Raw genomic sequence first — 9981 nt, 5'->3', positions numbered from 1 at the left:
TTCCGAACTGATTTAATATGATCCACCGCTTAGCTTCTTCATCTGATTCAAAATCTTTATTAACGGTTTTATATGTAATCCCATGTTTTTGGCAAATTTCATAGCGATTATGCCCGTCTATCAAGATATCTCCCCAAACCACTAACGGTTCCCTTACACCGTCTTTTAATATGTTCTCTTCAAGATACTGATATTCTTCCGGCGATAACGGCGGTATCAGTGTTTTATATTCCCTTTTTATCCTCATTGGTTTCACTTCCTTCAATTGTTCATTGGTTTTCTCCTTGATTTTTTAGTTATTCTTTTATAGGTTTTATACCAAATGATAATTCATTTTGGTCTTCGTCTGCATTAATCATGTTGGTATTTAATAGCTCGGCAAATTTCCCTACATTAACAAATATTTTGCGCCCTGATTTTATTGCAATTACTTTGCCGCTTTTGACTAACTGTCTAACAAAATATTCCGGCAATTTAAAAATTTCAGCCGTTTCCTTGATTGTCGCCATATCCGGCACTTCGTCAATTTTCATGTTTATCAACTCCTTTATTGATTTCGTCTACAATATCTTCTTTGATTGAATCAAGTTGCCAATAAATCAAAAATGTTGCAGTTATTAAATGTAACGTATCTGAATCATTTGTTATAAACGCAATCACAGCTAATAGACCTAACACTATCCAAATAGTCGTTTTCTCTAACGCTTTAATAATATCATCTCCTTTACGCTGACTTGGTTTCTTCTGCTTGTTCTCCCTGTTAAAATATGGTATAATTAAGTATTAATTTTATGAGGGGGGGTGATTACCGTGACTAATTCTAACGCACTTGTCGAGAAACTAACACTTGCATACCTAGAAAAAACTTGCGACATATCTTCAATGGCAGTTGAAGAATACGTAAAAAAGTTTATTGACCTTTCAGTAAAGATAAGCAAAGCATTAGAGGAAAACAAACCTGAAAGCAAATGGCTTATTTAAAAATACGTCAAAAGAGTTTTTGCCGTATCGCAAATTGCGTTTGAAAGTTTTGTATAACGCTTAACATCTCGAACTGGTAGTTTAAGTTGTTTTTCTCTAAGTTCATTTAACTGTCGAAGTAAAACAACTTGAACATCAGTTTTTTCTTTAATTTTATTAGCCATAGTTTTCTCCTTCACGCTGACTTGGTTTCTCCCAGAAACTTATTAATAAAATACGTCTGACCTTTGCCAGTAACTTTAGTAGTTTTAGTAATTCTCACTGTGCCGTCTGGATTATTGATAGTTCTTTCCTTTACTTCAAAAAGTTTCATATCCATAGACTTTTGTGTTGGCATGTTTTTACTACTGCCATTTTTAATTAAATATCCATTTTCTCTAAGATATTCAAACAATCGTTTTTGACCTATATCAACACCGTTTTGTTTAATAAGCTTAGCGAGATCACCGACTAGAATAGATGTATGTGCTGTTTCAACTGCATCTGCAAAAAGAACTTTAGGCTTATCCTCCTTAATTTTTTCAGTCAATTTCAAATTTTCACCTTTAAGACTGTCAAGCTGATTTTGCGCGATTTTTAAAGCACGTCCCATAACCATTTCAGGAGTATTCCATGCTTTTTCAAGTTCAAGAAAATATTGTCTGCACTGCTTCCCTTTATCTGTCCTCTGTATCATGCAAATTTCTTTTGCCATTTCGATTGTGAGCTGGTGATCATTAACTACAGTGTATGGATTCTTAGGATTATTGGTTTCTCTTTTTTGAGCAACCAATATGAAGTCTGTATTTTCAGTAAATCCGTATTCACACATTCTGTTGAACCAATCCACATATTTGGTTTTAATACCAAGAACCTCATGCAACTCTCTTCCCAATACGGTAGGACGGTCTGCATTATCCTCATAATTGATTTTGATTAATTCGTTCATTTTAAATTTTCCTTTCTAAGCTGACTTGGTTTCTTTACTTAAATCATAAAAAAAATCAAAAGAAACATTTAATGCTTCACAAATTTTTGCGTACTCGTCAACCTCAAGCTTTCTTTTTCCGTTAAGCATATTTGACATAGCATCGCATGATAAGTCCGTTTTTTTCGCAAGAAAATTTTGCTTGATGCCTTTTTCATCAATGTAATTTGCTATTGCGGTTGTAATTTTCATATTAACACCACCTTTCATTTTTCACTTAAGAATTTCTTAAGTACAAATATATTATAGTTCACTTTTACTTAATTGTCAAGGCTTTTTTAGGAAAAAATTAAGAAATTCTTTATTTTTATCTTTACAAACTAGATTTTTAATGTTATAATACAAATTAGGAGGAGTATATCATGGGAGAAATTAGAAATAATTTAAAGAAAAACTTAAGTTATTATTTAGACTTAATGAATGTATCGCAAAAGACCCTATCAGAAAAGCTAAACGTTTCGCAAGCCGCAGTTACAAACTGGGTTAAAGGTAAGAATTCGCCTGATATAGAAACGGTATCAGAAATATGCGATTTTTTAAATATAAAAATGTCTGATTTGCTTGGGGAAAATAAAAATATTAACAAACTAGATGAAAAGGATAACAGTTTGATTTCTAAATACAATCAGCTTAACGAATTAGGTCAATCCAAATTAATGGAACGCCTTGATGAACTTCTGGAATTACCCAAATATAGAAGATAAATTTACCCCCTCTATATATAAAGACAAGAATTGTCGCATTTTGCGGAACTTGTGACAGAAATTTCTACTTTTTGTACAATTCATATGTTTATAATTTGTGTGTATTTACCAATATTTTTGTCATAAATTGTTATAAAAGCGTGTCGAAATTTAAAACAACACTTTTATTCTAAAAAAATCATAAAAATATGTTTTTGTTGATTTTTGTCACATTTTAACAAAATTATGTAAAATACTTCTTATAATGTGCGAATTGTTTTATTTGATATGGTATGGTATAATTTTAACAATATATTTTACATTAAAGAGGTTTGACATAATGGGGTTAAAAGATATTATAAGGTGTAAAGAGACTATAAAAGAAAATGAAGAATTAAAAGAAAAGGTCAAAGAATTAGAATCACTTATAATGCCTGAACATAAGCAAATATCTGATTTAAATGATCGTATTAAACTTTTAACTGAAAAATCAGGAGATTTACAAGAAACTATATCTTTAAGGGAAAATAAAGTTGCTGAGCTTCAAAATACTTTAGATCAACTTAATGAACAAATAGTTGAAACAAATGAAACTGTTCTGCTTCAATCATATGGCATATATGAACCAACATATGATTTTGCCACATCTGATGAATACAAAGATGCACTAAAGTCTATAAGAGAAGAAGGAAAAGCAATTATAAAAAATGACATTTCTTCTCATTTATATAATAACAGTTGGACTGTTAACGGAGATGCCTCAAAGGGCAAGAAAATGGTTAATGACATGTCAAAACTGCTTACAAGAGCATTTAATTCAGAATGCGATGAACTCATTAGCAAAGTAAAATATAATAATTACGATACTTTTATAAAGAGAATCGAAAAATCATTTAACGCAATTAATAAGCTAGGAAAAGTATTGGGGGTATCAATCACAGAGGTTTATAAGAATAATAGAATCAGAGAGCTTACACTTGCATACGAATATGCCCAAAAGAAGCAGCAAGAAAAAGAAGAGCAAAGAGAAATTAAAGCGAAAATGCGAGAAGAAGCAAAACTTCAAAAAGAAATTGAAGAGGCTCGTAAAAAACTTGAAAAAGAACAAACTCATTATCTAAATGCATTAGCTAAAATTAATCATCAGCTTTCAGGAGCTTCAGAATCTGAAAAAGAAGAACTGATTAGTAAAAAGCTAGAATTGGAAGAAAAAATTGAAGATACTGAAAAAGCAATTAAAGATGTTGATTATCGTGAAGCTAATAAACGTGCTGGGTATGTATATATTATATCTAATATAGGAGCTTTCGGTGAAAATGTTTATAAAATTGGCATGACACGTAGACTTGATCCTATGGAACGAGTGTATGAACTAGGCGATGCTTCTGTACCATTTAATTTTGATGTCCATGCTATGATTTTTAGCGATGATGCTCCGAAACTAGAAAACGCTTTGCATAAAGCCTTTGAAGATCGAAAGCTAAACATGGTAAATCAACGACGTGAATTTTTTAATGTTACTCTTGATGAAATAAAAAAAGTTGTTAAAGAAAATTATGATAAAACAGTAGAGTTTATTGACTTGCCAGAAGCAGAACAATATAGAGTTTCAGAAAAAATGCGAAAAGATACAGTACATGTGTAGTTGACCTCCTTCCCCTCTCACGAGGGGAAATTTTTTATGTCAAAATTCTTTTAAATTTTTCAACTGCCTTGTCGTTATATCTGAACGCATCAACTTCCTTGCTTGAATAAGGAGACTTATCACGATAAAATTCACCGTATTCTTCCGTTTTTAAGCCGTTAAGATTAGCTATTCTTCCAACCTTTTGAGCCGTGACACCAAACATATCTCCGATTTCAGTTGCTGAATACATTTTCTGTTCTGATTTTGGCAATGGTAACAATGGTTCTCCTGCAAGAATTTCAGCCGACTTTGCTACTAAAATGTTTTTGTACTGTTGCGAAACTGTATCCACAGCGGCTAATTTTAAGTATTGATTTGACATTCTTACACGAGCATTCATTTCTTTGACCTCCAGACTATGGGATTTGTCTGGTCTGGACTCTCGCAGATTTGTCAGTTTAATTTCTTTGTATTCATTTTCAACATTAATAAAATATTTTCTGACTTTTCTGCCAATATCCGTTCGCTGAATCATGCAGATTTCTTTCGCCATGTCAATTGTAAGTTGATGGTCGGTGCTAGGACGACCTCCAGTACTTTTGCTCAAAATTGAGCAAAAGTCTTCACCCTCAATAAATCCATATTCACACATTCTAGGAAACCAATCTTTATATGCTGTTTTGATTTCAAGAACCTCATGCAAATCTCTTCCTAATACTGTAGGACGGTCTGCATTCTCATAGTTGATTTTGATTAATTCGTTCATTTTAAATTTTCCTTTCTGCCGCTATGCGGACTTTTCATTCTTCACTATTAGTTCTGAAAATAAAGTACGTAAATCACTTTTTGGAAAAAAAGTATCATTAATTTTAAACGCTTCATCGAGATTGAGAACACTTTTCCCACTTAGCTTACTACTAACAGTTTCTCTTGAACGATTTAAAACCTTGGCGATATCTTGTATTGTTATATTTTCTCTCGCCATTTCCGCTCTTAAATTAGAAAACATTATTTTTGATGACATAGTTTCACCCCCCATCTCACGCAATGCGTGACCTGATGTTATTAGTATATCACGCTTTGCACGATATGTCAATAGTTTTCTAAAATTTCTTCTTGCAATGCGTGATTTTTTATGATATAATATAAAAAAACACACAGGAGAAATAATGATGGAATTTTATAAAGTATTAGAAAAAATTATGAAAAGCAAAGACTTAACCATTCCCGAGGTCGCACGATTATGCAATTTATCTGATTCAACTGTCAGAAGTATATTTACCAGAAAGCAAAAAACCGTTGCGTTAAATATAGCCTTTAAAATTGCTGATGGGTTATGTATTCCTCTCGAAGTCCTCAATGGCAAAGAAATAACCGAAGCCATTGAAAACACTAAGAAGTTAGATGAGGATACAAGAAGCGGTAAAATTATATGGAAAAAAGTTTCACACCGAGAAGTTCAGAAGTTAACGCAAGAGACTGATAATTTTATAAGTACTGATTCTATAACAAAAAGTAGTATGTCAATTGGAGAAAATATAAAAAAATATCGAAAAGAAAAAGGACTTACGCAAAAAGAACTAGCTGATAAAATTGGAAAAGGTTTTTCAACTGTTCAAAAATATGAATTGAATATATCCCAACCGCCTATTGATGTTTTAAATAGAATAGCTGATACGTTGGATATTAATGTTTCAAAATTGTTCTATATCGAAAACACCCTTAACCAATCCGCTGATGATGAAGCACAACGTCAGGAAATGTATTTAAAAGAACTGCGTGAAGATACTATAAATAAGTATGACGGTTTAGATCCATTCGGTCAAAAAGCGGCTAATAAGTATATTAATTTTCTGGCTAAAGATGAAGAAGAATAACACATCCTTTCGTCAAATTTTGTCGAATCCGGATTACAGTTATTATTATACTCAGCTTTTTTTCAATTTCAATAGGTCTGGCACAGAAGTTGTATTTCCTGGCACGGAAGTTTCAAAATGTCAATTTTAAATATGTTTTTTAGTGTATGTTGCACAAAAAAGGAGAATAGATATGGCAAGTATTAGCACTCGCAAAAATAAAAACGGCGAAATTATATCTTATAGGATTAGAGTTTCTCGTGGATACGATGTTAAAGGAAATAAATTAAAACCATATGAAATGACCTACAAGCCCGCTCCCAATATGACAGCTAAACAGATTGAAAAGGAGCTTAACAAGCAAGCTGTTATGTTTGAGGAGCAATGTAAACGAGGACAATTTGGGGATAGCACCAATATTATTTTTGCGGATTTTTGTGATAAATACAAAGATATTATGAAAGAGAGTTTATCGCCCACTACATTAGAGATGTATGAAAGTGCTATTGACAGACTATTTAAGCCAGCGTTGGGTCATTTGCGGTTAAAAAATATTAAACCTATTCATATTCAATCTTTCATAAAGCAATTAGCCGAGGGAGACATAAAATTGAACCGGGATAAAACCCCAGCGGCAGGAAAATTGTCTCCAGCCACTATAAAACGATACCTGACTATCTTGCAATCAATATTTAATCAGGCTGTTAAAATAGATTTAATATCAACGTCTCCTGCTAAGGCAGACAAATTGACAATCCCTAGGGTAGTAGCACCAAAAATAGAAATCTTTACTAAACAAGAAGCTGCTGAAATGTTGTCACTTCTGGAGCTAGAGGACTTACAGTTTCAGGTATTTATACAATTAGCCATTATGACAGGCGCACGCCGTGGAGAACTTACCGCCCTTAAATTCAGTGATTTTGATTATGTGAACAATAAAGTTACTATTGAAAGGGCGGCAGTCAAGCTAAAAGGCAAGCCTACTCAGATAAAAGCCCCTAAAGATTATGAAGTCAGAACCGTTGCTGTTAATCCTTACTGCATTGACCTTGTAAGACTTCTAAGATCCGAAAAAGATAAACAGGCTGAAACTTTCGGTAATCAATGGCACGAGCACGATTGGCTGTTCACTCAGGATAACGGAGAAATTATGAATCCTCAAACTCCGACAAAACAATTTTCAAAGTTTCTTGAAAGGAATCATTTAAAACACCGTAAATTGCATAGCTTACGTCATACGTCAGCAACATTGCTTTTATACGGCGGTGTAAATATAAAGCAAGTACAAGAGCGTTTAGGACACGGAGATATTACGACCACTAATAAATATCTTCATTACATTTCAGAAGCGGACGAGCAGGCGGCTAATGTTCTTCAGGATATGTTAATTACGCAAAAATCAAAAGATAAAAAACAGGCATAAAAAAATAGTGCCCTATAAAAATCGAGGGCACTATTAGGGCACTATTAAGGCAAAAAATAAGTAAAAGTCACTAAAAAAGACTAAATGATAAATTAACAAAACAACGTAAACAAGCCGTTTGTTCCGCACTACTAAAAAATATTAAATATAATTCGCCACTTTGGGGTGGTAGAGGCCGTGGGTTCAAGTCCCGTCACTCAGACCATTTCAAATCCCCGTATTTACGCCGTTTACAAGGAATTGTAAGCGGCGTTTGTTTTTATTTGAAATTGCGACTACGACACTTACTACGACAATTGTACCAAAAAAACAAAGTAAAGCATATACCATAAAATGCTTATATAAAAAACTAATCGCTATTTTATACACGGACTTAACATTAACATGAAACGATCAGCAAGGCTATCAGAATCAACGCTAGTTGTATGGTTGTAACATTTTCAATGCAACCCTTAAACTTCAGCCTATCAGGAGAAATCCCGATAGGCTTTTTATTTTTCACTCAGCCCAGATTTGGGTTCAGTAACTTTCTATCGGATATGCAACCAAAATTAAAAAATTAAAACCCCCACTTGAACTTAATAAATCAAGTGGGGCTTTTAATGAAAAGATGGTAAACAGTCACAAACTACATTTATATTTTATACTTTAAATTTACACCAAAAATCAAGCAAAAGGGGGATTATCCCCGCAAAATAAAGCATTTCCCCGCATTTCTTGAGGATTGCAACCCCTGTTTACTACTTATTTACTACTGAGGATTGAGCCTTGATACGCCAGAATACCAAGAAATGCGAAGTTACAGTTTTGACGGAGTTTCCTTATAACGGTATAATGAAGCCAAGAAAGGACGGTGGCGATTATGAAGGAAAAGAAAACCCACTTGTATTTTGACAGCGAGGAAAGAAAGCTGTTGCTACATAGCCTTGTGGAATTGAAAAATCAGCTTATCAAACAGGGCAGATATACAGACCCCGTTGACGAACTCATTTTCAAGGTTGTCAACGCCCCTGTTAAGAGAATGAAAATTGAACATATCTAAGGCACATCACCACGAAGCCGCTTATTCTTATCAAGTTTAAGAGTAAGCGGCTTTTTTGCGTCCTGCGTCCTCTGGTACAGTTACATAGCCGCCTTGACAAAGCGGCTAAATCTATGCGAAAGGAGGACGCATTCTATGTCAAATTGCAAAGTAATCGCTCTGACTAATCAGAAAGGTGGTGTCGGCAAGACCACTACGGCGGTTAATTTAGGCGTAAGTCTGGCACAGCAGGGCAAGAAAGTTTTGCTCATTGATGCCGATGCACAGGCAAATCTAACCATGTCCCTCGGCTACAACAGACCAGACGATTTACCCGTCACGCTCTCCACCATCATGCAGGACATCATAGACGATAAATCCGTCGATGTTTCCAAAAGCATCCTGCACCACGGCGAGGGCGTTGACCTGTTACCGGCCAACATTGAGCTGTCAAGCTTGGAAGTAAGGCTGATTAACGCCATAAGCCGTGAAAGCGTGCTGAAAACCTGCGTGAACGAGGTCAAAAAGAATTACGACTATTGTTTAATAGACTGTATGCCGAGTTTGGGTATGCTCACAATCAACGCACTTGCGGCGGCAGACAGCGTGGTTATCCCCACGCAGCCCCACTATCTTTCTGCCAAAGGCTTAGAGCTGTTGCTTCGCTCCGTGTCGAAAGTCAAACGGCAAATCAATCCCCCTTTGCGGATTGACGGCATCCTTATGACGATGGTAATGCCCCGCACGAACATCTCCAAGGAAATCACCGCCACGGTGAGAAGTGCCTACGGACAGAGGATTAAGGTGTTTGATACCCAGATACCCCATTCCATCCGTGCGGTGGAAGCCACCGCAGAGGGAAAGAGCATTTTTGCCTATGACAAAGGCGGCAAGGTAGCCGCAGCTTATGAGCAGTTCGGAAAGGAGGTGGCAGAGCTTGGCGGGAAACAAAAGAACAGAAATCAAACTGACCGCATACGATGACCTGTTTGAAACAGACCAGAGCCGTGAGGAAGCAAAGTTAAGCAAGATACGGGATATTCCAATCTCCCAGATTGATGAGTTTCCCGACCACCCGTTCAAGGTTTTAATGGACGAGGACATGGAGCAGCTTGTCGATAGCATCAAGCGAAGCGGCGTAATGACCCCTGCTACTGTCCGTCTGAAAGAGGACGGGCGGTATGAGCTTATCAGCGGTCACAGGCGTAAAAAGGCTTGTGAGCTTGCGGGGCTTGAAACGCTGAAATGCGAGGTCAAGGAACTGACCCGTGACGAAGCGATTATTGTCATGGTGGAAAGCAATCTCCAAAGAACTACTCAGAAATAACAAGAGAACGATCCATTTTTCTTCCATAACTGTAACCGACGATTTTTCTTGTACAGACATCCAGAACGCTAGCAAGATAAGTCCAGCCATGCTTTA

14 protein-coding genes and 1 pseudogene are annotated in these 9981 nt (G+C 35.5%); 8 read left to right on the top strand and 7 right to left on the bottom strand.

Annotated features, from left to right (window positions below; all coding sequences use genetic code 11):
• Positions 1 to 247: pseudogene (locus tag OCV67_RS12335) on the bottom strand (ParB N-terminal domain-containing protein); the annotation flags it as partial.
• A 49-nt stretch (positions 248 to 296) separates the two neighbouring features.
• A complete protein-coding gene (locus tag OCV67_RS12330; protein WP_147644250.1) occupies positions 297 to 533 on the bottom strand; it encodes a helix-turn-helix domain-containing protein in 237 nt (78 codons plus the stop codon).
• Positions 534 to 810: 277 nt separating this feature from the next.
• Between OCV67_RS12330 and OCV67_RS12325 the strand changes: the two genes are divergently transcribed.
• Entirely contained in the window at positions 811 to 981 is a 171-nt protein-coding gene (locus tag OCV67_RS12325; protein ID WP_178085142.1) for a hypothetical protein, read from the top strand.
• On the opposite strand, the gene OCV67_RS12320 is transcribed toward OCV67_RS12325, so the two are convergent.
• Genes OCV67_RS12320 through OCV67_RS12310 form a run of 3 tightly spaced genes read right to left on the bottom strand, consistent with a single transcriptional unit; the run spans position 978 to position 2140 of the window.
• Positions 978 to 1145, bottom strand: coding sequence for a hypothetical protein (locus tag OCV67_RS12320; protein WP_178085141.1), 168 nt, complete (start codon positions 1143 to 1145; stop codon positions 978 to 980). The two genes, OCV67_RS12325 and OCV67_RS12320, sit on opposite strands and share 4 nt — an antisense overlap.
• A gap of 11 nt (positions 1146 to 1156) precedes the next feature.
• Positions 1157 to 1909 carry a phage antirepressor KilAC domain-containing protein gene (locus tag OCV67_RS12315; protein ID WP_147644249.1) on the bottom strand — a complete coding sequence of 251 codons (753 nt, stop codon included), beginning with the start codon at positions 1907 to 1909 and terminating at the stop codon, positions 1157 to 1159.
• Positions 1910 to 1924: 15 nt separating this feature from the next.
• Positions 1925 to 2140, bottom strand: coding sequence for a helix-turn-helix domain-containing protein (locus tag OCV67_RS12310; protein ID WP_178085140.1), 216 nt, complete (start codon positions 2138 to 2140; stop codon positions 1925 to 1927).
• Between the two features lie 170 nt (positions 2141 to 2310).
• Here OCV67_RS12310 and OCV67_RS12305 point away from each other — a divergent pair, with 170 nt between their 5' ends.
• Both OCV67_RS12305 and OCV67_RS12300 read left to right on the top strand, forming a co-directional pair.
• Positions 2311 to 2652, top strand: coding sequence for a helix-turn-helix domain-containing protein (locus tag OCV67_RS12305; protein ID WP_147644247.1), 342 nt, complete (start codon positions 2311 to 2313; stop codon positions 2650 to 2652).
• A 319-nt stretch (positions 2653 to 2971) separates the two neighbouring features.
• Positions 2972 to 4276, top strand: a complete 1305-nt coding sequence (locus OCV67_RS12300) for a DUF4041 domain-containing protein (RefSeq protein WP_147644246.1) — start codon at positions 2972 to 2974, stop codon at positions 4274 to 4276.
• Positions 4277 to 4310: 34 nt separating this feature from the next.
• Here OCV67_RS12300 and OCV67_RS12295 read toward each other — a convergent pair whose 3' ends face one another.
• The gene (locus OCV67_RS12295) at positions 4311 to 5024 is read right to left on the bottom strand and encodes an antA/AntB antirepressor family protein (protein WP_147644245.1); all 714 of its coding nucleotides are present in this window, start codon (positions 5022 to 5024) and stop codon (positions 4311 to 4313) included.
• Between the two features lie 21 nt (positions 5025 to 5045).
• Positions 5046 to 5282 (bottom strand): XRE family transcriptional regulator, encoded by a 237-nt coding sequence (locus tag OCV67_RS12290; protein WP_262644627.1) that lies wholly within the window; start codon positions 5280 to 5282, stop codon positions 5046 to 5048.
• 148 nt (positions 5283 to 5430) lie between these two features.
• Between OCV67_RS12290 and OCV67_RS12285 the strand changes: the two genes are divergently transcribed.
• The 5 genes from OCV67_RS12285 (at position 5431) to OCV67_RS12265 (ending at position 9885) form a co-directional block, all read left to right on the top strand.
• Positions 5431 to 6135, top strand: a complete 705-nt coding sequence (locus OCV67_RS12285; protein ID WP_178085139.1) for a helix-turn-helix domain-containing protein — start codon at positions 5431 to 5433, stop codon at positions 6133 to 6135.
• A gap of 172 nt (positions 6136 to 6307) precedes the next feature.
• Positions 6308 to 7537 (top strand): tyrosine-type recombinase/integrase, encoded by a 1230-nt coding sequence (locus OCV67_RS12280; protein WP_147644243.1) that lies wholly within the window; start codon positions 6308 to 6310, stop codon positions 7535 to 7537.
• 862 nt (positions 7538 to 8399) lie between these two features.
• Entirely contained in the window at positions 8400 to 8579 is a 180-nt protein-coding gene (locus OCV67_RS12275) for a hypothetical protein (protein ID WP_147644242.1), read from the top strand.
• Positions 8580 to 8714: 135 nt separating this feature from the next.
• The gene (locus tag OCV67_RS12270; RefSeq protein WP_147644241.1) at positions 8715 to 9542 is read left to right on the top strand and encodes a ParA family protein; all 828 of its coding nucleotides are present in this window, start codon (positions 8715 to 8717) and stop codon (positions 9540 to 9542) included.
• The gene (locus OCV67_RS12265) at positions 9496 to 9885 is read left to right on the top strand and encodes a ParB/RepB/Spo0J family partition protein (RefSeq protein WP_449580836.1); all 390 of its coding nucleotides are present in this window, start codon (positions 9496 to 9498) and stop codon (positions 9883 to 9885) included. Before OCV67_RS12270 ends, OCV67_RS12265 begins: the two co-directional genes overlap by 47 nt.
• Positions 9886 to 9981: the final 96 nt, after the last annotated feature.

The sequence above is a fragment of the Porcipelethomonas ammoniilytica genome (assembly GCF_025567485.1).
GTDB classification, from domain to species: domain Bacteria; phylum Bacillota; class Clostridia; order Oscillospirales; family Ruminococcaceae; genus Porcipelethomonas; species Porcipelethomonas ammoniilytica.
The sequence above is the reverse complement of the archived record's forward strand: the minus strand, read 5'-3'. Positions and strand labels throughout refer to the sequence as shown.